Below are 22,023 nucleotides of genomic sequence, written 5' to 3'. Positions count from 1 at the left end.
CCGGGCGCACCGGCGGCAGGCGAGGCAGCGCCGGACACGGCGGCGCCGGAGACGGCAGCGGCGGAGACGGCAGCGGCGGCGGCCGACGCGGCGGTTGCAGCGCCGGGCGCCCCGGCAACGGGCGCCCCGGCAGCAGGCGCAGCGCCGGCGCCGACGCCGGCCGCACCGGCAGCGGGCGCGCCGTCGGCAGGCGAGGCAGCGGCAGGCGAGGCAGCGCCGCCGCCGGCCACACCGGTGGCGGCCGGTTCGGCCCCCGGCACCGGCGCGGCCAGCGCGACGGCGTAGACGTCGAGCAGCCGGCGGGCGCTGTGGGCGATGTCGTAGCGGCGCACCACGGGCGGCGGCGGCAGCCGGCGCGCGCCGGCCTCCATGTGGCCGCGCAGGGCCGCGACCAGTTCCTCGGTGCCCGCCCCGATCCGCCGGGCCCCCGGCGCCTGCGCGGCGGGGAGGTCGTCGATGGCGGGGCAGGTCACGTGCAGGACGGGCAGTCCGGCGGCCAGCGCCTCGACGGCGGCGAGCCCGAACGCCTCCTCCTTCGAGGGGGACACGAAGACGTCCATGGCGGCCAGCAGGGCCGGGATCCCGGGCGTGCGCCCGTCGGGGCGCTCGCCCAGCGGGTCGCGCTCCCCGAGGAGGTGGATGCGGCCCTGGGCACCGAGTTCGGCGGCGAGCGCCCGCAGCGCGGCCCGCTCGGGGCCGTCCCCGGCCAGCAGCAGGTGCGCGCCGGGCAGCGCGGCGACGGCCCGTACCAGTACGTCGAACCGTTTGCCGGGGACGAGCCTGCCGACGCCGCCGACCACGAAGGCCCGTTCGGGCAGCCCGGTCCGGGCCCGGGTGGCGCGGCGCACGCCTTCCTCGAAGCGGAAGCGGACGGCCTCGATCCCGTTGGGCACCACGTGGATCCGGGCGGCGGGCACGCCCCAGCCCTCCAGGCGGGCCGCCACGGTGTCGGACACGGCGACCGTCGCCGAGCCGAGCCGTTCGCCGGCCAGGTAGAGGGCCCGGACCCCGCCGGTCAGCGGCCGGCCCTCGATCTCGTGCTCGCCGAGGGAGTGCTCGGTGGCGACGACGGCCCGGACGCCCGCGAGCCGGGCCGCGAGACGTCCGTAGAGGCAGGCGCGGTAGAGGTGGGTGTGGACCAGGTCGTAGCGGCCGCCGCGGATGAACCGCACCAGCCTCGGCAGCGTGCCGAGGTCGCGGTTGCCCCGCATGCCGAGGTGGACGACGCGGACCCCGTCGGCCCGCAGCCCCTCGGCGACCGCCCCGGGGTTGGTGAGGGTCAGTACGTCGCAGGGCATCGGCATGTGCCGCAGCAGGAGGCGCAGTTGCTGTTCGGCGCCGCCGACGCCGAGGCCGGTGATGATGTGCAGGACCTTCACGGCAGGACCACCCGTCGCAGCTCGCGCACCCGGTGCCGGAGTCTCTTGATCCGCAGCCGTGCGCCGCCGTCGGCCTGGCTGATGTGGGTACGGGGCAGGGCGTGCGGGCCGGTGAGCCGTCCGGGGACGATGGCGCAGGCGTACGCGTAGCCGGCGGCCCGGGTGGCGTCGACGACCCGGGCGTCGAGGTGCCCGTACGGGTAGCAGAAGCCCTCGGGCGGGGTGCCGGTGAGCCGGCGCAGCAGGTCGCGGCTGTCGCGCAGTTCCCGCTGGAGGACGTCGTCGGGGGCGGCGGTGAGGTCCTGGTGGAGCAGCCCGTGGGAGCCGATCTCCTGTCCGGCGGCGGCGACCGCGCGGAGGTCGTCGGCGGTGAGGAGCGGTTTGCGGGGCCCGAGGGGGTCCCAGGCGTTGTCGGAGCCGAGCCGCCCGGGCAGGGCGAACAGGGTGGCCGTGCAGTCGTGGCGGCGCAGCAGCGGCAGGGCGAGGGTCAGGAAGTCGGTGTAGCCGTCGTCGAAGGTGAGGCCGACGAGGCCGCGGCCGCGTCCGGCGCCGCGGGCGCGCAGGAGTTCGCCGACGGACACCCCGCGCAGCCCGCGGGCGCGCAGCCACAGCAGCTGGCCCTCCAGGGCGGCGGGGGTGACGGTGATCCCGTACGGGTCCTCGGCGGGGTCGGTGAACTCGGCGACCGAGTGGTACATCAGCACCCACGGCGCTGCGGACCGGCGGGCGGGGCCCGTCACGGCGGCGGACGCCGTATCGGTGTCAGCGGACATTGCGGAACCTCTGGGTGAGCTGGGTCAGCCGGTTGGTGAGCTGAGAGGTGAGCTGGGCGATCTGGGCGGGCAGCGCGGTGACTTCGATGGCCCGCATGGCCATGCCGGTGGCTCCGAACATGGCGGGGACGAGCAGGCAGCCGAGGGCGGCGCTGAGCATGGGGTCGGGGATCATCGGCCCGGCGAGCCAACCGGTGCCGCAGGCGGCGACGGCGGCGACGGCGAGACGGCCGATGCTGACGGCGACCCGGCGGACCTGGATGGCGATGATGCGGGAGCCGAGTCCGGTGAGCAGGAGGACTGCGGTGGTGGAGATCGCGGCGGCGTTGGCGGCGGCGATGCCGTAGGTGCCCCACCAGGAGACGGCGAGGGCTCCGGCCACGATGTTGACGAGCAGCCCGGCGCCCATCGCGAGCGCCGGGAACCAGGTGGGCCGGGCGGTCGAGAAGAAGGGCCGGGAGAGCGCGCCGACGAGGCAGTGGCCGAGGAGGCCGAGTCCGTAGACGCGCATGACGTCGGCGGTGGCGAGGGTGTCGCGGTGGGTGAAGGCGCCGCGTTCGAAGAGGACCTGGATGATCTGCGGTGCGTAGCCGATGACGAGGGCGCTGCCCATGAGGACGGCGAGGGAGGCGAGGGCGAGGTCGCGTTCCACCCGCCGGCGGGCCTTCTCGCGTTCGCCGCCGGCCATGGCCTGGGCGACGACCGGGAAGGTGACGGTGCAGATCATCAGGGAGAGCACCATCGGCATCTGCGCGACCTTCTGCGCGTAGTTGAGGTGCGAGATGGCGCCGGGGGGCAGCGAGGCGGCGAGGAACCGCTCGACGAGGACCTGTGACTGGCGGAAGACGGCGAAGAAGATGACGGGGGCGATGAGCCCGAAGGCGATGAGGGTGGGCCGGTCCCGGTCGCGCTGGCTGCGCGGGGCTCCCTTGGCGCGGGAGGGGCCGAAGCCGACGTTGCGGATGAAGGCGGGGAGCTGGACGAGGACCATCAGCAGCCCGCCGACGGCGACTCCGGCGGCGGCGGCGCGCACGCCCCACAGGGTGTGGAGGGCGATCATCGTGCCGATGATCCCGACGTTGTACGAGACGTAGATCGCGGCGGGGGGCAGGAAGGAGCGGTGGGCGCGCAGGGCGGCGCTGAAGTATCCGGCGACGCCGAAGGTGAGCACGGTGAGGGCGGTCATCCGGGTGCACTGGACGGCCAGTTCCGGGTCGGGCAGGCCGGGTGCGAGGACGCCGACGACGAGCGGGGCGGCGACGATCAGTACGGTGGCGACGGCGGCGAGGAGCACCGCGAGGCGCGGCAGGGTCGCCGCGACGAGCAGGCGTACGGGGTCGGCGGCGCGGGCCGCCTTGCGGGTGAGTCCGGCCCGGCTGGCCGCGCGGCGGGCGAGGGCGTGGCTGAAGGCGGGCACCATCAGCAGCGCCATGGCGTCCTCGATCAGCAGCGTGGAGGCCATCTCGGGGACGGTCCAGGCGATCAGGAAGGCGTCGCTGTCGTGGCCGGCGCCGAAGAGATGGGCGATGGTCTGGTCGCGGACGAGGCCGAAGACGGCTCCGGCGGCGGTGAGTCCGGCGGTGACGGCGGCGGCCTTGGCGAGGAAGCGCCCGAGCGGGGCGGGCGCGGAGCTCCCGGCGGGACCGCCGGCCCCGGCCGCCCGGCCCGCGCCGGCCCGGGCCCGCGCTCCGGGGCCGGCGGCCCCGGGGCCGCCCGGTCCGGGCGCGCCCACGCCGGGGCCCCCGAGGACGCGGCGTCCCGTACGGGGAGCGGCGGGCGCGGCGGGGACGGCCCCGGGCCTGCCCGGGCCGGTCGGCGGCGTCTCACCGCGGCCGCGGCCGTCGGAGGCGGCCGGCCCCGACGGCCCCGACGGCCCGCCCCCGGCGACGACGCCACCGCCGGCGGAGCCACCCGCGCCGTTGCCACCGCCGGCCGGGCCCCCGGCAGCCGCGCCACCGGCCGGTCCCGGCGGGGCCGCGCCCGGCCCCGGGTGCGGCGGACGGCCCGCGGGCGCGGCGACCTCGGTCGCCGCGGCCGCGGGCCGCCGCCAGGGAGTCGTATCGGTCACCGCGCGGCCGGCCCGTCGAGGGCCCGGCCGGCGGTGGGGAACCCCGGCGGCGCGCCCTCGGGCGAGGGCAGCGCCCACCAGGCCGCCAGGCCGAGGATCACCCCGGTGAGCACGGTGGAGGGCCCGCCGATGTCCGCGTAGAGGAAGTCGGTCAGCTGCCACACGAGCAGGCCGAGGGCGATCAGTCCGCAGTCCCTGATGCCCCGGGCGGCGCGGTCGGCCGCGTACCGGCGCAGGCCCGCGACGAGCAGCACCGCCCAGCCGCCGGCCAGTGCGAGCAGTCCGGTCAGGCCCTGCTCGCCGAGGACGAGGAGGTACATGTTGTGCGGGGACAGCAGGGGCTGCTTGATGAACGCCTGGCCCGCCCCGGCGGTGTCGCTGCCGGAGGACAGCCCCAGCGAGGAGTGTCCGTCGCGGTGCGCGGGAAAGCCCTTGAGCCCCACGCCGACCACGGGCCGCTCCCGCCACATCGACTCGGCGGCGGCCCACATCGTGTAGCGGTCGGTCACCGACTGGTCCGGGGCGCTGGACACCTGGGTGATGGAGGTGAGCCGCTCGGCGACCATCTCGGAGCCGACGCCGAGCCCGCCGACCAGCACCACGCCCACCGCGGCGAGCGCCACCAGCACCCCCAGGGCCCGCCGGATCCCGGCCAGCGCCATCACCAGCAGGGCCGCGCCGAGGGTGGCGATCCAGGCGCCGCGGCTGAAGGACAGCACCAGCGGCACCACCAGGGCCAGGGCGCAGCCCCCGGCGATCCGCCGGACCCGGGCCGGCCGGCCGGGCGCGAGCGCCGTGGCGGTCGCGACGACCAGTCCGTAGGCGACGACGGTGGCCATGCCCATCACGTCACCGGGGCCGAAGGTGCCCACGGCCCGGATGTCCGCGCCCTGGTACGAGGCCCCGGTGTGGGTCGCGTACTGCACGACCCCCACGGCGCCCTGGACGAGTCCCAGCACCACGAAGCATCCGGCGGCCAGCCTGAATTCGCGGGCGTCGCGCACCAGCAGCACCACGGCCGCCGGGACGAGCACGAAGACCTGGAGGTAGCGGACGAACCCGGGCAGGGCCGCGTGCGGGTCTCCGGCGGTCATGGTGGCGACGGCGAGCCCGGCGGCGGGGGCGCCGAGGACGAGCACGCCCAGCGGGGTCAGCGTCCGCACCCGGCCGCGCAGCGCCTGGACGGCGCAGACGAGGGCGAGCAGCAGCGAGGCGGCGTCGGCGGGGCCGACCTTCCCGGAGGCGCTCGCGTCCCCGGCCGGGAGCGGGGCGAGGAGGAACAGGACGGTCGCGGCGAGCGGCAGCAGCGGCCAGTGGCGGCGCAGCGGGCCGATCGCGTCGGGGAACCGGGCGAGCCCGGTCGCGGCGAGGCTCATGGGTCAGCTGCCTCCCAGCCGGAAGCGGAAGAAGGAGGCCGCGGTGCGGGCCAGGATCCACAGGTCCTGCCACAGCGACCAGGTGTCGATGTAGTGGTTGTCGAAGCGGGCCCGGTCCTCGATGGAGGTGTCCCCGCGCAGTCCGTTGATCTGGGCGAGCCCGGTGATCCCGACGGGCATCCGGTGGCGGGCCTCGTAGCCGGGGTGGACGCTGCTGAACTTGGCGACGAAGAAGGGCCGTTCGGGGCGGGGTCCGACCAGGCTCATGTCACCCCGTACGACGTTCCACAGCTGGGGCAGCTCGTCCAGGGAGGACTTGCGCAGGAAGGAGCCGACCGGGCTCATCCGGCGGTCCCCGGCCACCGTCCAGCGGGTGGCGGACTCGTGGGCGTCGGCGCGCAGGGTGCGGAACTTCAGCAGGGTGAAGGGCCGTCCGTACAGACCGGCGCGCTCCTGACGGAAGATCACCCCGGGTCCGTCGGAGAGGCGTACGGCGAGCGCGCAGGCACCCATCACGGGGGCGGCGGCGAGCAGGGCGAGGGCGGCGAGGAGGGAGTCGATGGCCCGCTTCGCGGTCCGTTCCAGGGTGCGGGCGGGGCGCGGCAGCAGCGGCTGTACGGCGTACCCCCACAGCTGGTCGGCGGGCTGCGCCACCCGCATGCCGGTGACCTTGGCGGTCCCGGCGGGGTCGGCGAGCCAGAGCCGGCAGCCGTGGTCGTGGAAGAGCCGGACGAGGGAGGCGGTGCGCTCGTCGGCCTCGGGGGGCCGGGTGAAGACGGCGTGCCGGACGGAGTTCTGGATGACGGCGCGCCGGACGTCCTCGTGGGTGGCGAGGACGGGGAGGGTCGCGCGCTCGCCGTCGGCGGGGGCGGCCGGGTCGGCGATCCCGACGGGCCGCAGTCCGTACTCGGGGCGGCCGTGGAGCGCGGCGGCGACGGCGGCGGCGCCGTCCCCGGGGCCGACGACGAGGGCGGAGACGGGCCGGCGGACGGCGGAGCGGCGGCGCAGCGTGTGGACGGCCCCGCGGGCGGCGCAGACGAGCGCGGCCTGGAGGCAGACGGCGCCGAGGAGGGCGTTCCAGCCGAGGGCGTGCTCGGGCCGGGCGGCGCCGAGCACGGCGGCGGCCCCGCACCACAGCACGGCGGACCGGCCGGCGAGCGCGGGCAGTTCGAGCAGCGCGGAGGGGGTGAGCCGGGGCCGGTAGAGGCCGCCCTGCGCGTGCAGGGCGGCGAGCAGGAGCAGTAGCAGGACGACGCAGGGGCCCACGGCCTGCGGCGGCAGGGCGGTGGCGGGCAGGGTGGCCGCGGTGACGAGGGCGGCCAGCGCGTCGGCGGCCAGCAGCGCGCCGACGCCGTCGCGGCGGCGGATCCGCTGCGGCCGCACGGCGGGCCGGGCCCGGTCGGCGCGCGGCCCGCGCGGGGGGTGGATCGCGGTCGCGGCCCGGCGGGGCTCCGCGGGGGGCGCGGGTGCGAAGGCGCTGCCGCCGGCGGGCCCCGTGCCGCCCTGCCCGGTGTGCCGGGCGGGTGCGCTGTCCATCGTCATCGGCTGATGCGCTCCTGGTTCAAGGGCCGGGGCCTGCCCAGCAGTTCGTGGTACAGGCCGGTGACCGCGTCCGTGGTCCGCCGCACGTCGCATTCGGTCCGGGCGTGCTGCCGGGCCTGCTCCCCGAGTTCGGCGAGCAGCCGCGGTTCGGCGAGGAGCCGTGCCAGGGCCTTGGCCAGGGCCGTCGGGTCCTCCGGCGGCACCAGGCACAGCCGTCCCTGGCCGGAGGGCAGGCTCTCCCGGGCACCGCTGACGTCGGAGACCAGGACCGGGCGACCGCAGGCCATGGCTTCGAGCGGGGCGAGCGCCATGCCTTCCCACCGCGACGGCAGTACAACGAGATCGGCGGCCCGAAGCCACGGTCGGATGTCGGCGACGGCGCCGGCGAAGAGCACTCCGGGGGGCGCGGCGCGGCGCAGCCGTTCGGTGTCGGGGCCGTCGCCGACGAGGGCGAGGCGGGCGCCGGGGACGGTGGCGAGCAGCTCCGGCCAGGCGCGCAGCAGGATGTCCTGGCCCTTCTGGGGGCAGAGCCGGCCGACGCAGACGGCGAGCGGTCCGGCCGCCGCGTCGCGGAAGGCGGCGGGCAGCGGGAGGGCGGCCAGGGCTTCGGCGCGGTCGCGTCCGGGGTCGGGGTGGCCGGGCCGGAAGTGGCCGAGGTCGACGCCGTTGCGGATGACGGCCCAGCGGGCGGTGATGCCCTCGGTCTCCCCTGCCCGGCGCTCGGATTCGCTGACGCAGAGCACCCGGTCGGCCCAGCGGGCTCCGGCCCGCTCCCAGCGCAGCGCGAGGGCGGCGGTGGCTCCGCCGACGGCGTCGAAGGACCAGGCGTGCGGCTGGAACACGGTGGGTACGCGGCCCCGTACGGCGATCCGCCCGGCGAGTCCGGCCTTGGCGCTGTGCAGGTGCAGGAGGTCGGGGCGGGCGCGGCGGATCAGCCGGGCGGCGCCGAGGACCTCGGCGGGCAGGCCCGGGCCCAGGGAGCGCCCGGCCCGCCAGGGCAGCACCTCGGCTCCGGCGGCGCGGGCGTCGTCGGCGAGCCGTCCGCCGCGCGGGCAGCCGACGAGGACGCGCAGCCCTGCGGCGCTCTGGGCGCGCACGAGGTCGGTGACGACCCGGGCGACGCCGCCGTCGACGGGCTGGACGAGGTGCAGGACGGTGAAGCCCTCCGGGAGGTCCGGGGAGGGCGGGGCTGGGTGGGGTGCCGGAAGGGGATCCGACGAGGACTGTTTCCGCACGTGGAGTGGTCTCCTGCGTTCAGCGGCGCGCGTCTGTCTGAACGAAGAGCACGCCGAGGAATTGACCCTGGCTTTCGCCGGTGAACTTGAAGTTCAGGTTGTGGGCGCCACCGGACAGGGCGGGACTCAGATCGAACACGTCCGCGTCATATCCGAGATTATTCATATGTTCGGGCTGTCGTACGAAAGAAGGTCGTCCGAATTCTGTGATCGTAGAATTCATCACATCATTGAAAGGGTTTTCGGCATCGCTGATGCTGATCCGGCGACCGCTGTCGGCGGTGACCGTGAGTGAGTCCCCCAGGGTCCCGCGGTCCCCGTCGTACGCGACGAACCCGGCCCGCCCCGAGGCCCCGGCCGGCGCGTTCAGGCCCGCGATCTCCACGGTCTCCGCGCCCGCTTCCCCGGCCCCCGCGGCCAGTGACTCGAAGCCGTCCCACAGGGAGATCCGGCGCAGCGGCTCCTGCGGGTGCTCGTACGCGACGACGAGGGTCCAGCCGCCCCAGGCGCCCGCCTCGGAGTTGCCCATGGCGATGTTGAGCTGGGCGACCGTCCACATCCCGGCGCCGCCCTTGCGCACCAGCGGGGTGACGTCGGCGGAGGCCTGGTAGGCGTCGCTGCCCGCGTCGTCGTGGTGCCCGACGACCGTGTCGGCCAGCACCGCCTTGTACGCGCCGCCGGGCTCGGCGACCAGCACCCGGCCGTTGTCCTCGGGCGGCTTCTGCTCCCCCACCCGCAGGTTCCCGCCCCAGTACAGCCGGGCGTACGAGACCTTCGCCCCGTGCGGGACCCTGAGCTCGGCGCGGGTGGAGTTGTAGGTGTCGGGGTCCTTGTCCACCTCGTCGTAGAACATCTCGTAGTCGCTGTTGACCCCGGCCGCCCCCTTGTTCACCTCCGCGCAGGGCTCGGCCTGCGCGGAGACCGCCGAGCGGCAGCCGATCGAGGAGTTCGAGGCCCGGACCAGCCCGCCGTGCTGGACGGCCTGATAACGCTGGGTGAAGGGGATCCGGGGGGATTCGCGCACCGCGGGCGGAGCGGCGGCGTCGGCCGCGGGAAGGTGCGCGGAAAGCGTGAGGCAGGACAGCAGACCGAGCGTGCCGAGGATTCTGCGGGAGGAACCCATGACCCTGTCTCCATTTTCGATCAAGGGGACAAAACAGGAGTGCACTTTGTCAGAAATCAGGCTGGAAATCACGCCGGACTCGCTCGTACGGCCTTTTGGGCGATGGCACGCACCCTTGAAGCGGGCGGGTCGTTATGGAGTGCGCCATCGTCCGAGCCGAAAGGAAATCGGAGATGGCGGCGGGAGTCCCGCCTCCGCGCACGGCGGGGGCGGCGCGAACGCCCTGCTCAACCCCGCGTTCGGCACCACCCGTGTGAACGCCTGAACGTCAACCGTGCCGCCCGAAACGTCGGCATCCGAGTGAAGCCACGCAACCCGAGAGCGGGCCGTGCCGTTGTTCCGGATGCTCCAGTACCGGGCGATCCTGCAAAAAAGGGACGATTATGATCAAGAAGTTTGTGGCCGGCGCAGCGGTTGCCGCCTCCGTCGTGGGTCTGGGTGCCGCCATGGCCCCGCAGGCGATGGCCATCGGGAACGACAACGGCATCAACACCGTCAACGGCAACAACTCGGCGCAGATCTACGGCAACCAGGCCACCTACGGCAACATGAGCCCGCAGATGGCGCTGATCCAGGGCTCCCTGAACAAGCCCTGCATCGCCCTGCCGGCCAAGGCCAACGTGCAGTCGGTCCTCGCCCTGGTCAACGTCGGCGTCCAGGACATCCCGGTCCTGTCCAGCCCGCAGAACCAGCAGTGCACCGAGAACTCCACCCAGGCCAAGGGCGACGAGGCCCTGTCGCACATCCTGGACAACATCCCGGTCCTCTCCGGCAACGCCTCCGCCGGCAGCTGACCGCTCCCCGCGCCCGCGAGGCCGTCGCACCTTCGGGTCGCGGCGGCCTCGCCGCATGTGGATTCCACTGAATTCCACCCCGATAAACCGTGACCAGAATTAGGGCCAGACACCTCCGAACCATCGGAGTGAATTGGCAGAGAGCCCTCCGAAAACCCGGTTTCTTTTCCCCCGGCCGCTCGTTGTTAGGTGTGCAGCGGATACACCTCTGCGGGAAGGATTGAAATCAAATGACGTACAAGAAGGCAGTCGTGCTGGCCGCCGGCATCCTGATGGCCGCCGGTGCCGCCGCCCCCGCCATGGCCGACGCCGACGCCGCGGGCCAGGCCGTGGGCTCCCCCGGTGTCCTGTCCGGCAACCTCATCCAGGTCCCGGTGCACGTCCCGGTGAACGTCTGCGGCAACACCGTCAACGTCATCGCGCTGCTGAACCCCGCGTTCGGCAACACCTGCGTCAACGCCTGACGAAGCGCCTGCGCCCGCAAGGGCAGACCTCCTCGGGGTGGCCTCGGAGTGCACGGCGGTGCACTCCGGGGCCACCTTCGATTCAGCACCGGCCCGTGCGCCGGTAGACAGGGAAGGACCCATGCGACAGGTACTGAGCCGACAGGTACTGGGCAAGGGGATGCTCACGGCGGCGGCCGCCTCCAGCCTGCTGTCGATCGCGGCCGGCGCGGCCCACGCGCATCCCGGGGCGATGTCCGAGGCCTCGCATTCACCGGGCGTGCTGTCCGGCAACAGCGTCTCGGTACCGATCACCTTCGCGCCGAACGTGTGCGGCAACAGCGTGGACGGGGGCGCCGGGCTCAACCCCTCGTTCGGCAACACCTGCGTCAACACCACGGGCTCCGACGGCGGACACGACGTCGACTACGCCCGCTACCTGAGCCCCGAACACGCCGAGGCCTTCGAGCGCTACCTCGACGAGCGCGACGAGCGCCGGGGCGAGCACGGGGGTGAGCACGGGCGCGGGCGCCACGCGCTGCCCGCGCAGCGCCAGGAGCAGGAGCGGCGTGACGAGGAACCGCGCGGGCACGCCCCCAAGCACGCGGCGCCCCGCCCGGAGCGGGACCACCCCGACGACGGCGGCGGCTACGGCGGCTACGGCGGCTCCGGGGACGAGGACCGCGGCCCGCAGGGCGAGGAGGAGTGCGACGACCACCCCGCGCACCCCGCGCCCCATGCGGAGCACCCCGTGCCGCACCCCGTGCCGCACCCCGCGCCCCCGGCGCCCGCACCGCACCACCCGGCGCCCGCGCCCCAGCCACACCCCGCGCCCCAGCCGGTCCCGGTGGCGGAGCACCCGGCGCCGGCTCCCGGCCCCGGGCCGATGCCGCTGCCCCAGCCGGTGCCCCAGCCCCAGCCGCTGCCGGCTCCCGTCCCGGCCCCGGACCTGGAGGTTCCGCAGCCCGGGGAGCAGCCCCACACGCTCCCCGCGCCCGTCCCCGCGCCCCCCGCCGAGGAGGCCCCCGCCCCCCGGCCGCCGCACGGCAGCCAGCCCGTGGAGCGCCCAGCGCCCCTCCCCGTACCGGAAGCCCTCCCGCCGGCCGACCAGCCCCCGGCCGCCCCCGCCGGTGACCTCCCGGTGCACCTGCCCCCGGCGCCGGCCCCGGCCCCCGTCCCCGCGGCGGCTCCCCCGGTGACCACCCCACCGGCTCCGGCCCCCGCGCCGGCCCCGGCCGTCGTGACGGCGCCCGCGCCGGAGCTGGCCGCGACCGGAGCGGGCCCGGCGGGCGCGGCGGCGGCCCTCGCCACGGCCCTCGTCCTCGGTGGCGCGATCCTCTACCGGAGGTCCCGCGCCGCCTGACCGGCAATACCGGTAATCGGAAAAAATATCGGCCGGAGAATCCGTTGTCGGATTCTCCGGCCGCTGTCGTGCCCGGCCTCAGCGCGTTTCCGCAGCGGCCGGTAATCGTTACCCAGGGCGAAAGCGGCGCGACGGTCGCCGCAGCCATCTCCGCCCTCGAAAAGAATGAGGATTTCGAAAATGAAGCTCTCCCAGGTCGCCGCTGTGGTCGTCGGCTCCGTCGCGGCGCTCGGCGCTGCGGCCCCCGCCTTCGCCGCCGACACCCCGGCCTCGATGCCTCCCATGAGCGCGACGGGCGGGCTGACCGAGGTGATGAACGCGACGGGCCCCGTCACCGAAGCGCTCCCCCAGACGGTGGGCAACGGGCTGGCCGAGCAGGGCCAGACGGTCGACAAGGCCCTCGGCGCCGTGCAGAAGGTCAACGAGGTCCGCAACAACGCCCCCGGCGAGCTGCTGGGCCTGGCGAACGGAGCCACACAGGCCTCTCCGCTGCTCGGCGGGGTGAAGCTCAACGGCGGCCGGTGAACCGGTCCCGGACATGACTGTGGGCGCCACCGGCGAGGCCGGGGCGCCCACAGTCACGTGGTGCCGACTGCGACGTACGTCAGTCGTTGACGCAGACGTTGCCGAACGCGGGGTTCAGCAGGCCGATCACGTTCACGGAGTTGCCGCAGACGTTGACCGGGATGTGGACCGGGACCTGGGCCAGGTTGCCCGAGAGAACACCGGGGGAACCCACGGCCGCGCCCTCGGCCGAGGAGTCGGCGGAGGCGGCGCCCGCGGCACCGGCCACAGCGAGACCAGCGGAGGCCAGGGCCACAGCGGCCTTCTTGGCAGCAGAGTTCATGGGAAGTGCACCTTCTCTTCGATGTCCTGCCCCGATCCCGGGGCTCACATCGAGCGAAACGGTCCATCTTCCCCCGAAGACACGGTTCGGCACCCGATCAGACCTGTTCAGCCCAATAGTCGTAACCATCCGGGCCGTTCGTGACCCTGCCGGAGGCTAGTTGCGTACGGGAATGTCCGGAATGGACGGGATCGCGGGGACCAGACCGCCCACGGGCGGCACGGCCGGGGTGGCCGGCAGCGCCGGAGTGGCCGGCAGGGCCGGGGTGGCCGGAACCGTCACGGGGAGCTTGGGGATCTCCACCGGCGGCAGCTTGATGTCCGGCAGGCCGGGGATGGCCGGCAGGTCGGGCAGCTTCGGCAGCTGGATCGGCGGCAGGTTCACCCCGGCGGGGAGCAGGCCCGTGAGGGTTTTGAGGAGGTCTTCCAGCGTCTTGGTGAGCGAGGCCAGCAGATCGTCGATCGGACCGGCCGCGGCCTGCGCCTCGATGCGCTCCACCTGCCGCTGCACGGCCGCCGCCTTCTCCGTGACGGCTGCACCGGCACCGGCGGCGTCCGCGGCGACCGCGGGGGCGGCCGCGCCGGACAGTATGACGACCGCGAGGGCCGACGGGACGAGGACGCGGAAGCGGGACGTCTTGGTGCGGTGCATGGATGTTCCTTCTGTGGTCGCACGAAAGCGGACCCGAGCGATCCGCCTCCTTACCCACCGTGCGAACACCTTTTACGGAGCGCAACACGAACGCGCGCGGCCCGCGCGCCCCAGGGGCTGCGTACGGGCTTCGCGCAGGCGTCCGGGGCCGCCTCACCCGCGCCGGGGAAAAGCGCCGCGCGAACGGGCCGTTCGAGTGAAGGAGCGGAACCAACCCACCGGCGCGCCGGTTGATCAGGGCGCTCCACTAGCGGGCACTCGTGCGACAAAAGGACCAATGATGCTCAAGAAGATCATGACCGCCGCCGCGGTCTCCGCCGTTGCCGTCGGCGCGGGCGCGGCCATCGCGACCCCGGCCATGGCCATCGGCAACGACCGCGGTGTCAACACCGTCAACGGCAACGGCGCCCAGCAGATCTACGGCAACCAGAAGACCTCCGGCGACCAGAGCCCGCAGCTCGGCCTGGTCCAGGGCACCCTGAACAAGCCCTGCATCGGTCTGCCGGCCAAGATCAACGCCCAGTCGCTGGTGGCGGTCCTCGCCAACGTCGGCGTCCAGGACGTCAACGTCCTGTCCAACCCGCAGAACCAGCAGTGCACCGAGAACTCCACCCAGGCCAAGGGCGACGAGCCGCTCTCGCACATCCTGGACAACATCCCGGTCCTCTCCGGCAACCTCTCCGCCGGCAGCTGATCTTCCGCTGGAGCGAAGTGACGCGTGACGAGTGAGAGGGCCCCGGCAGCCTCTGGCAGCCGGGGCCCTCGCGCGCGTACGGGCGGCCCGGTCAGCCCGTCCAGAAGTCCCACCAGCGGGTCAGCACCAGCATGCCGATCACCCCGGCGTGCAGGGCGGGCGGGGCCCAGCCGAAATCGGTGAAGAAGGACCGCAGCGGGCCGGGGGCGGGCAGGACCCCGGTGCGGACGTTGTGCGCCGTGACCGCCCAGAACATCAGCAGCGTCGCCACCCAGGCCAGGCTGCACCACAGGCACAGGGCGTTGATCTCGTAGAGCGACTGGACCATCAGCCAGGCGCAGAAGCCGGTGCCGAAGAGGGTGCCGGCGTTCAGTCCCAGCCAGAACCAGCCCCGGTACCGGGCCCCGGCCAGCAGGCCCGCGCCCACGCACAGCACGACGGCGTACGCCGCCAGCCCGAGCATGGGGTTGGGGAAGCCGAAGGCGGCGGCCTGGTCGCTCTTCATGACGCTGCCGCAGGAGACCACGGGGTTCAGGCTGCAGGCGGGCTTGAAGTCCGGATCCTCCAGCAGGAGGAACTTGTCGAGGGTGATCACCCAGGAGGCCAGCAGTCCGGCGGCCCCGGTGACCACCAGCAGCCACGCCAACCCCTTTGGGGCGGCGGCCGGTTCGTCCTCGGCCGCGGTTCGGGGGCCGCCCTGCCGGCGGGGGGCGCCCACTGTGTTCGTTGCCATGCGGCCCATACTCCCCCGCACCGTCACAGACCCGGGACAACCCTGCCCAGTCCCCCGCAAGTTGACCTGAAGGGGTGGCGGGAACCCCTGATACTTCCCGGACGTTTTACCGAACCCCGGACGTGATGTCAGCGCCAGGGGCTACGTTGAGCGTCCGTGAAGTGACTAGCTGCGACGGCCTGGAGACCCACCTTGAGCGATCCGTACGAGACAACCGAGGCGCACCTCGAGCGACTCCTGGGCCGCGCCCTGAACTCCTTCGACCTTTCGGACCACTTGGTGGAGCGCCTCGGTACGGCGCTCGCCCACAGCTCTTCGCTCTACACCACGCACCACAGCCCGTCGGCGGGCCTGTGGCGGGAGACCCACCGGCACGCCTACCTGCTGTCGGACGGCACTTCGGCCTCCCTGTGGGAGCTGGCCTACCGGCTGCGGGGCGACCGGAGCACCCGGTGCGAGGTCTACGCGAGCAAGGCCGAGCTGCGGCTGGCGGTGGCCCGGATCTTCGGCGAGCTGCCGGGGGACGCCCCGGACCCGCTGTCGGCGTTCGGGGACTGCGAGGGCGACGGCGGCGCCGACGGCGATCTGGCATCGCTCGGCGCCCTGTACGCCGCCCCGGACCCCGAGCGGCGCCACCGCCAGTACGCGGTGGAGCAGTCCGCCGACCACGCCCGGCGGGTGCTGCGCCGCGCGGAGAACGCCGACCGGCCCGGGGAGGCGGTGGCGGAGCTGCTGCGCTCGGCGTACGCGCACCAGATCACCCAGGCATTCGGCGCGCGGCAGGGCCTGCCCGACGGCCGGGACGCCGGTTTCAGCCTGTACGAGCACGCCTTCGTGCTGCTCGACGGGAGCGAGTTCAGCCTGTGGGAGGTCGAGCACACGGCGACGCCGGACGGGCGCCACATGTGCGAGGTCTACGAGAGCGAGGCGGCCGCGCGCGGGGCGATGGAGCTGCGCACCCGGGTCCGCTGACGCGCCGCGGGTCCGCCGGCGCCGGATCCGGCGGGGTCCGCCCGACCCGGCGGGGGTCCGCCGGGGCCGGCGGCCGGGCGGGACGGTGGTCAGTCCCGGGTCAGGGTCAGGTCCAGCGGCGGGGCGGCGGTGATCCGGACCGCGTCCGGGCGCAGGTCCGCCGGGGTCGGCATGACGCTGCCGGGCAGCTGGACGGCGGCCGCGCCGTGGGCCAGCGCGGAGGCGAGGGCGGCGGGGCCGGTGCCGCCCGCGATGAGGAAGCCGGCCAGGGAGGCGTCGCCCGCGCCGACGTCACTGCGGACGGCGGTGACGGGGGCGGTGCCGTGGAAGGCGCCCTCCGGGCCGACCAGCAGCTGGCCGTGCGCCCCGAGGGAGGCGAGTACGGCGCCCGCGCCCAGGCCGACGAGCTCCTCGGCGGCCTTGACCGCGTCCCCGAGGGTGGCCAGGGGGCGGCCCACCGCCTCGGCGAGCTCCGCCACGTTCGGCTTGACGACGTCCGGGCGGGCGGGCAGGGCGGCCAGCAGCGCGGGGCCTGAGGTGTCCAGCGCGATGCGGGCGCCGCCCTGATGGGCCCGGGCGACGATCTCCGCGTACCACTCGGGCGCCAGGCCGCGCGGGAGGCTGCCGCAGCAGGCGATCCACGCGGCGGCGCCCGAGCAGGTGCGGACGGTGTCGAGGAGCAGGGCCGATTCGGCCGCGGAGAGCTCCGGACCGGCTGTGTTGATCTTCGTGACGGTGCCGCACGGTTCGGTGACGGAGATGTTGGAGCGGGTCTGGCCCGCGATGGAGACGGCGGTGACGTCCACGCCCTGTGCCCCCAGCAGTTCGGCGAGGAGCGTGCCGGGGGGTCCGCCGAGCGGGAGGACGGCGGTCGTGCGCACTCCGGCCGCGGCGACGGCCCGCGAGACGTTGACCCCCTTGCCGCCGGGGTCGACCCGGTCCCCGGTGGCGCGGAGCACCTCGCCACGCTCCAGCGAGGGGACCTCGTAGGTCCGGTCGAGGGAGGGGTTGGGGGTGACGGTCAGGATCATGCGAGCACAACTTCCGTACCGGCGGCCTCGATCGCCGCTCTGTGGGCCGGGTCGAGCCCGGTGTCGGTGATGAGCAGGTCCACGTCCGCGAAGGTGCCGAACCGGGCGAAGCGTTCCTGTCCGGCCTTGGCCGAGTCGGCGAGGAGCACCACGCGGCGGGCCGCGGCGATGGCGGCGCGCTTGACGGCGGCCTCGGCGAGGTCGGGGGTGGTCAGGCCGGTTTCGGCGGTGAAGCCGTTGGTGGCGAGGAAGAGGACGTCGGCGCGGACCTCGGCGTAGGCGCGCAGGGCCCAGGCGTCGACGGCGGCCCGGGTGCGGTGGCGGACGCGGCCGCCGACGAGGTGGAGGTCGACGCCGGGGTGGTCGGCGAGCCCGGCGGCGGCGGGCAGGGCGTGGGTGACCACGGTGAGGCCGAGGCCCTCCAGGCGGGACATCCCGGCGGCGAGGCGGGCGACGGTGCTGCCCGCGTCGAGGATGACGCTGCCCGCGGCGGGGAGGTGGGCGAGGGCGGCGGCCGCGATGCGGTCCTTCTCGGTGGCGGCGGTGGTCTCGCGGGCGGTGAGGTCGGGCTCGAAGCCGGTCCGGGCGACGGGGATGGCGCCGCCGTGCACCCGGCGCAGGAGCCCGGCGCGGTCGAGGGCGGTCAGGTCGCGGCGTACGGTCTCGGCGGTGACCTGGAAGCGCTCGGCGAGGGACAGCACGTCGACCCGGCCGGCCTCGCCGGCCAGACGCAGGATCTCCTGCTGGCGTTCGGGTGCGTACATGTGGTTTTACGTCCGTTCCGTGCCCGGTTCTGTGGACTCCCCCTCACCATAGCCGGATGAACAGAATTAATACAATAAAAACGGACATGCCCGCCCCGAGTGGGACGGACATGTCCGGGCAGAAACGGGCCCGCGGCGGCCTAGCCGGCCGGAGCGGGCTCCGGAGCGGCGGCCGGGGCGCCGGCGGCCGCGTCGGCTGCCGCGTCGGCGGCGAAGGCCTCCGCGCGCTCGGCCTCCGGGACCTGCTTGCGCGGCAGCAGGAACATCACGGCGAAGATCAGGACGAGCACCGCCACCACCCACCACAGGGCGCTGCGGAAGGCCTCGACGTAGGGCGGCCCGAAGGCCATGTCGTCGTCGAGCACGCCGAAGAACACGACGGAGGTCAGGCCGAGGCCGAGGGCGTTGCCCATCTGACCGGTGGTGTTGATCAGGCCGGAAGCCGATCCGGCGTGCTCGCGCGGCACCTGGGAGAGGATCGTGTCGGTCAGCGGCGCCACGATCAGGCCCATGCCGAGGCCCATCACGATCAGCGGGGCCGCCATCTGCCAGGAGGCGATGGCCATGCCGTAGTGGTCGGACTCCCAGATGTAGAGGAGCAGACCCGCGGCCATGAACAGCGCGCCCGCCTGGAGCACCTTGCGGCCGAAGCGCGGGACGAGCTTCTGCACCGAGATGCCCGCGGCGACCGAGACGGCGATGGAGAACGGGATGCCGGTGCTGCCGGCGCGCAGGGCGCTCCAGCCGAGGCCCATCTGCATGTAGAGCGTCCAGACCAGGAAGAAGATGCCGGTCGCGATGCCGAAGGTCAGCTGGACGGCGATGCCGCCGGCGAAGCTCTTGACCTTGAAGAGGGACAGCTCGACGAGCGGGGAGCCGTCTTTCTTGATCTTGTACCGCTCGTAGAGCACGAACGCGGCGAAGACGACGGGCGCCAGGCCCATGCAGACGAAGCCCCACACCGGCCAGTCGTTCTCCCGGCCGTTGGTGAGCGGGAAGATCAGCATGACCAGGGCGAGGGTGGCGAGCACGACGCCGACCAGGTCGAGGCGCAGGGCCTTGGGGGCCTTGGACTCGGTGATGAACTTGCGGCCCATGAGGATGGCGGCGATGCCCACCGGCAGGTTGATCAGGAAGATCGGGCGCCATTCGAGACCGAAGAGGTTCCACTCGGTGAGCAGCGCGCCGAGCATCGGGCCCGAGACGGCACCGAGGCCGACGATCGCGCCGAACATGCCGAAGGCCTTGCCGCGCTCGTGGGGCGGGAAGGTGACGTGGACGATCGCCAGGACCTGCGGGACCATCAGGGCCGCCATGCCGCCCTGGAGGATGCGGGAGGCGACGAGCATGGCCGGGTCGGCGGCGATGCCGCAGAGCAGCGAGGCCGCCGTGAAGCCGGCGACGCCGATGAGGAAGAGGCGCTTGCGCCCGTAGATGTCACCGAGGCGGCCGCCCGTGATCAGGCCGGCGGCGAAGGCCAGGGCGTATCCGGCGGTGATCCACTGGATCGCGCTGGTGGAGGCGCCGAAGTCCTGGCGCATGCTGGGTATCGCGATGTTGACGATGGTGACGTCGACCAGGTCCATGAAGGCCGCGGTCATGACGATGGCCAGCGCCAGCCAGCGGCGGCGGTCGGCCGGGGCGGCGGCTCCCTCGCCGGGGGCTTCTCGTACGGGCCCGTTCTCTCTTTCGGGCGATGTCTTGGACGTCTCGGTGCTCATGGAGAGAAACCTAGACGGCATGTAGGTCAGATGGTGTCCTCATTCGCTGGCAATGTGGACCCATGAACGACACCCCCGGCCGGCTCCTCACCCTGCTGTCCCTCCTCCAGACCCCCCGCGAGTGGCCCGGCAGCGAACTGGCGGCCCGGCTGCGGGTGAGCCCCAGGACGATCCGGCGGGACATCGAGCGGCTGCGCGAGCTGGGGTACCCGGTGGAGGCCTCGCTGGGCGCGGTGGGCGGGTACCGGCTGGTGGCGGGCGCGGCGATGCCCCCGCTGCTGCTCGACGACGAGGAGGCGGTGGCGATCGCCGTGGGGCTGCGGGCGGGGGCGGGCCATGCGATCGAGGGGATCGAGGAGGCCTCCGTACGGGCCCTCGCGAAGCTGGAGCAGGTGCTTCCGTCCCGGCTGCGGCACCGGGTGGGCGCCCTCCAGTCGGCCACCGTCGCGGTGACACGGGGGGACGGGCCGAGCGTGGACCCGCACACGCTGACGACGATGGCGGCGGCGGTGGCGGGTCCGGAGCGGCTGCGGTTCGCCTACCGGGCGCGGGACGGGGCGGACTCGCGGCGGCTGGTGGAGCCGTACCGGCTGGTGAGCACCGGGAGCCGCTGGTACCTGGTCGCCTACGACCTGGAGCGGGAGGACTGGCGCACCTTCCGGGTGGACCGGGTGAGCGAGCCCCTCGCGACGGGGGCCCGGTTCGCGCCGCGGGAGCTGCCGATGGAGGCGGCCGAGTTCGTGCGGCACGGGCTGCGGGGCGGGGAGACGTACCCGGTCGACGTGTCCTTCGCCGCGCCGCCCCGGGAGCTGCCGGGGTGGCTGCGCGGGACGGCCGTGGCGGAGGGCGACGGGGCGCGGGTGCGCTTCGAGAGCGGGGACGCCCCGGAGTGGCTGGCGGCGCGGCTGGCGCTGACCGGGGTGCCGTTCACGGTGCGCGGGCCGGAGTTCCTGGTGCGGGGCGCGCGGGCGCTCGCCGAACGGCTGACGGCGGGGGCCGGGGCCGCGGCCGGGGGGTAGGCCGCGCCGGGGGCCGGGGGCCGGGGTCCCGGGCGTGGGGGAGCCCCGGCACCCGGGGGGGGGTGGGTGCCGGGGCTCGTACGGGGGTGGCCGGACGCGGGCCGGTCAGGCCACGGCGTCGAAGCCGGTGTCGCGTGCCATGCGCTTGAGTTCGAGCAGCGCGTGCTTCTCGATCTGCCGGATCCGCTCCCGGGTCAGACCGTGCTGCTTGCCGACCTCCGTGAGGGTCCGCTCGCGGCCGTCCTCGATGCCGTACCGCATCTTGATGATGGAGGCGGTGCGCTGGTCCAGCTTGCCGAGCAGGTCCTCCAGTTCCTCACTGCGCAGCAGGGAGAGGACGGACTGCTCGGGGGAGATCGCGGAGGTGTCCTCCAGCAGGTCGCCGAACTGGGTGTCGCCCTCGTCGTCCACCGCCATGTTGAGGCTGACCGGATCGCGGGCCCAGTCGAGTACGTCGCCGACGCGCTTCTGCGTCGTGTCGAGCTCGGCGGCGATCTCCGCGTGCTCGGGGTCGCGGCCGTTCTCACGGTTGAACTCGCGCTGCACCCGGCGGATCCGGCCGAGCTCCTCGACCAGGTGCACGGGCAGGCGGATGGTGCGGGACTGGTCGGCGATGGAGCGGGTGATGGCCTGGCGGATCCACCACGTGGCGTACGTGGAGAACTTGAAGCCCTTGGCGTAGTCGAACTTCTCGACGGCGCGGACCAGGCCGGCGTTGCCCTCCTGGATGAGGTCGAGCAGGGGCAGGCCGCTGCGCGGGTAGCGGCGGGCGACGGCCACGACCAGACGCAGGTTGGAGCGGATGAAGACTTCCTTGGCGCGCTCGCCCTCGGCGGCCAGGGCTTCCAGCTCCTCGCGCGCCGGGGCCTCCCCGTCGCGCTCTATCGCGTCGTCGAGGATCTGCTGGGCGTAGACGCCCGCCTCGATGATCTGCGAGAGCTCCACTTCCTTGGCGGCGTCGAGCAGCGGGGTGCGCGCGATCTCGTCCAGGTACATGCCCACCAGGTCGCGGTCTGCGATCTCCCCGCCGACGGCGCGGGCGCTGCTCGTGGACTGACGACGGGCGACGGCGCGGGTTGCCATGCGTGCTCCCTTGCGATGCGATGAATCGGTCGCGGTACGTCTTCGGACACTCTCCCGAGTGCCCAGCTTCCGAAGGAAACAACGACTGGAATCGGGACAGAATTCCCACGTTGTCCCCTGCTTTCCGAGATCTTGCAGTATGCTGCCCCGCCGCCCCCGGAAACGGAGGCGACGATTCACCGCGAGAACGCGAAGAGGTGCAGGTCAAGGCCGGGGCGAAGGCCGGTCCCGGCGTACGGGCGGCGGCGGACGGGCATCCGGTCCGTGAGACCACCGTCACAGGCGGTGCGGCCCCTTTCGGCCCGGAAACGTGCTCGCCGCGACCGCACTCCCACCCCGAAGACGGGGAACGCCGGCTCCTGGTTGCCTGGACAGGCGATCGAATGTCCGGATACGGGAGGAATCCGGGAGG

20 protein-coding genes and 1 pseudogene are annotated in these 22,023 nt (G+C 74.1%); 7 read left to right on the top strand and 14 right to left on the bottom strand.

Annotation, left to right across the window (positions count from 1 at the left end):
* Positions 1-254 precede the first annotated feature (254 nt).
* From ACFYYT_RS20175 to ACFYYT_RS20145, 7 genes and pseudogenes are all read right to left on the bottom strand, one after another.
* A pseudogene (locus tag ACFYYT_RS20175) lies at positions 255-1,379 on the bottom strand (glycosyltransferase); the annotation flags it as partial.
* The gene (locus ACFYYT_RS20170) at positions 1,376-2,152 is read right to left on the bottom strand and encodes a polysaccharide deacetylase family protein (RefSeq protein ID WP_351831094.1); all 777 of its coding nucleotides are present in this window, start codon (positions 2,150-2,152) and stop codon (positions 1,376-1,378) included. The gene ACFYYT_RS20170 and the pseudogene ACFYYT_RS20175, both read right to left, overlap by 4 nt.
* The gene (gene murJ, locus ACFYYT_RS20165; protein WP_388608715.1) at positions 2,142-3,884 is read right to left on the bottom strand and encodes a murein biosynthesis integral membrane protein MurJ; all 1,743 of its coding nucleotides are present in this window, start codon (positions 3,882-3,884) and stop codon (positions 2,142-2,144) included. The genes ACFYYT_RS20170 and murJ overlap by 11 nt, the downstream gene beginning before the upstream one ends.
* 332 nt (positions 3,885-4,216) lie before the next feature.
* The gene (locus ACFYYT_RS20160; protein WP_388608712.1) at positions 4,217-5,596 is read right to left on the bottom strand and encodes an O-antigen ligase family protein; all 1,380 of its coding nucleotides are present in this window, start codon (positions 5,594-5,596) and stop codon (positions 4,217-4,219) included.
* A 3-nt stretch (positions 5,597-5,599) separates the two neighbouring features.
* Positions 5,600-7,138, bottom strand: coding sequence for a sugar transferase (locus ACFYYT_RS20155; RefSeq protein ID WP_385322623.1), 1,539 nt, complete (start codon positions 7,136-7,138; stop codon positions 5,600-5,602).
* Positions 7,135-8,373, bottom strand: coding sequence for a glycosyltransferase (locus ACFYYT_RS20150; protein WP_388608709.1), 1,239 nt, complete (start codon positions 8,371-8,373; stop codon positions 7,135-7,137). Before ACFYYT_RS20150 ends, ACFYYT_RS20155 begins: the two co-directional genes overlap by 4 nt.
* Positions 8,374-8,392: 19 nt before the next feature.
* On the bottom strand, positions 8,393-9,496 hold the full coding sequence (locus ACFYYT_RS20145) for a DUF3344 domain-containing protein (protein ID WP_388608706.1): 1,104 nt from the start codon (positions 9,494-9,496) through the stop codon (positions 8,393-8,395).
* A gap of 383 nt (positions 9,497-9,879) precedes the next feature.
* Here ACFYYT_RS20145 and ACFYYT_RS20140 point away from each other — a divergent pair, with 383 nt between their 5' ends.
* The 4 genes from ACFYYT_RS20140 to ACFYYT_RS20125 all read left to right on the top strand — a co-directional run bounded on the left by ACFYYT_RS20140 (position 9,880) and on the right by ACFYYT_RS20125 (position 12,621).
* Positions 9,880-10,290 carry a rodlin gene (locus ACFYYT_RS20140; RefSeq protein WP_351817896.1) on the top strand — a complete coding sequence of 137 codons (411 nt, stop codon included), beginning with the start codon at positions 9,880-9,882 and terminating at the stop codon, positions 10,288-10,290.
* Positions 10,291-10,520: 230 nt separating this feature from the next.
* Positions 10,521-10,754 (top strand): chaplin, encoded by a 234-nt coding sequence (locus tag ACFYYT_RS20135; protein WP_351817898.1) that lies wholly within the window; start codon positions 10,521-10,523, stop codon positions 10,752-10,754.
* 121 nt (positions 10,755-10,875) lie between these two features.
* The gene (locus tag ACFYYT_RS20130; RefSeq protein WP_351817900.1) at positions 10,876-12,096 is read left to right on the top strand and encodes a chaplin; all 1,221 of its coding nucleotides are present in this window, start codon (positions 10,876-10,878) and stop codon (positions 12,094-12,096) included.
* Positions 12,097-12,276: 180 nt separating this feature from the next.
* A complete protein-coding gene (locus tag ACFYYT_RS20125) occupies positions 12,277-12,621 on the top strand; it encodes a hypothetical protein (RefSeq protein ID WP_351817903.1) in 345 nt (114 codons plus the stop codon).
* A 79-nt stretch (positions 12,622-12,700) separates the two neighbouring features.
* Here ACFYYT_RS20125 and ACFYYT_RS20120 read toward each other — a convergent pair whose 3' ends face one another.
* Both ACFYYT_RS20120 and ACFYYT_RS20115 read right to left on the bottom strand, forming a co-directional pair.
* The gene (locus ACFYYT_RS20120; RefSeq protein WP_030238850.1) at positions 12,701-12,943 is read right to left on the bottom strand and encodes a chaplin; all 243 of its coding nucleotides are present in this window, start codon (positions 12,941-12,943) and stop codon (positions 12,701-12,703) included.
* 156 nt (positions 12,944-13,099) lie between these two features.
* On the bottom strand, positions 13,100-13,594 hold the full coding sequence (locus ACFYYT_RS20115) for a hypothetical protein (protein WP_351817906.1): 495 nt from the start codon (positions 13,592-13,594) through the stop codon (positions 13,100-13,102).
* A gap of 280 nt (positions 13,595-13,874) precedes the next feature.
* Between ACFYYT_RS20115 and ACFYYT_RS20110 the strand changes: the two genes are divergently transcribed.
* Positions 13,875-14,288: a rodlin gene (locus ACFYYT_RS20110; RefSeq protein WP_351817909.1), complete on the top strand. Its 414-nt coding sequence runs from the start codon at positions 13,875-13,877 to the stop codon at positions 14,286-14,288.
* A gap of 91 nt (positions 14,289-14,379) precedes the next feature.
* On the opposite strand, the gene ACFYYT_RS20105 is transcribed toward ACFYYT_RS20110, so the two are convergent.
* Positions 14,380-15,021, bottom strand: a complete 642-nt coding sequence (locus ACFYYT_RS20105) for a vitamin K epoxide reductase family protein (protein ID WP_388608700.1) — start codon at positions 15,019-15,021, stop codon at positions 14,380-14,382.
* 192 nt (positions 15,022-15,213) lie between these two features.
* On the opposite strand from ACFYYT_RS20105, the gene ACFYYT_RS20100 reads away from it, so the two are divergent.
* Complete coding sequence (locus tag ACFYYT_RS20100) at positions 15,214-15,993, top strand: DUF6227 family protein (protein WP_351817915.1); 780 nt, start codon at positions 15,214-15,216, stop codon at positions 15,991-15,993.
* Positions 15,994-16,082: 89 nt separating this feature from the next.
* Here ACFYYT_RS20100 and pfkB read toward each other — a convergent pair whose 3' ends face one another.
* The 3 genes from pfkB to ACFYYT_RS20085 all read right to left on the bottom strand — a co-directional run bounded on the left by pfkB (position 16,083) and on the right by ACFYYT_RS20085 (position 19,509).
* Positions 16,083-17,024: a 1-phosphofructokinase gene (pfkB, locus tag ACFYYT_RS20095; RefSeq protein ID WP_351817918.1), complete on the bottom strand. Its 942-nt coding sequence runs from the start codon at positions 17,022-17,024 to the stop codon at positions 16,083-16,085.
* The gene (locus ACFYYT_RS20090; RefSeq protein ID WP_351817921.1) at positions 17,021-17,788 is read right to left on the bottom strand and encodes a DeoR/GlpR family DNA-binding transcription regulator; all 768 of its coding nucleotides are present in this window, start codon (positions 17,786-17,788) and stop codon (positions 17,021-17,023) included. The genes pfkB and ACFYYT_RS20090 overlap by 4 nt, the downstream gene beginning before the upstream one ends.
* A gap of 140 nt (positions 17,789-17,928) precedes the next feature.
* Positions 17,929-19,509 (bottom strand): MFS transporter, encoded by a 1,581-nt coding sequence (locus tag ACFYYT_RS20085; RefSeq protein ID WP_351817924.1) that lies wholly within the window; start codon positions 19,507-19,509, stop codon positions 17,929-17,931.
* A gap of 62 nt (positions 19,510-19,571) precedes the next feature.
* Here ACFYYT_RS20085 and ACFYYT_RS20080 point away from each other — a divergent pair, with 62 nt between their 5' ends.
* The gene (locus tag ACFYYT_RS20080) at positions 19,572-20,528 is read left to right on the top strand and encodes a YafY family protein (protein WP_351817927.1); all 957 of its coding nucleotides are present in this window, start codon (positions 19,572-19,574) and stop codon (positions 20,526-20,528) included.
* Positions 20,529-20,633: 105 nt separating this feature from the next.
* On the opposite strand, the gene ACFYYT_RS20075 is transcribed toward ACFYYT_RS20080, so the two are convergent.
* Entirely contained in the window at positions 20,634-21,611 is a 978-nt protein-coding gene (locus ACFYYT_RS20075; RefSeq protein ID WP_351817930.1) for a sigma-70 family RNA polymerase sigma factor, read from the bottom strand.
* Positions 21,612-22,023 lie beyond the last annotated feature (412 nt).

The sequence above is a fragment of the Streptomyces sp. NPDC002032 genome, assembly GCF_042890765.1.
GTDB lineage: Bacteria > Actinomycetota > Actinomycetes > Streptomycetales > Streptomycetaceae > Streptomyces.
The sequence above is the reverse complement of the archived record's forward strand: the minus strand, read 5'-3'. Positions and strand labels throughout refer to the sequence as shown.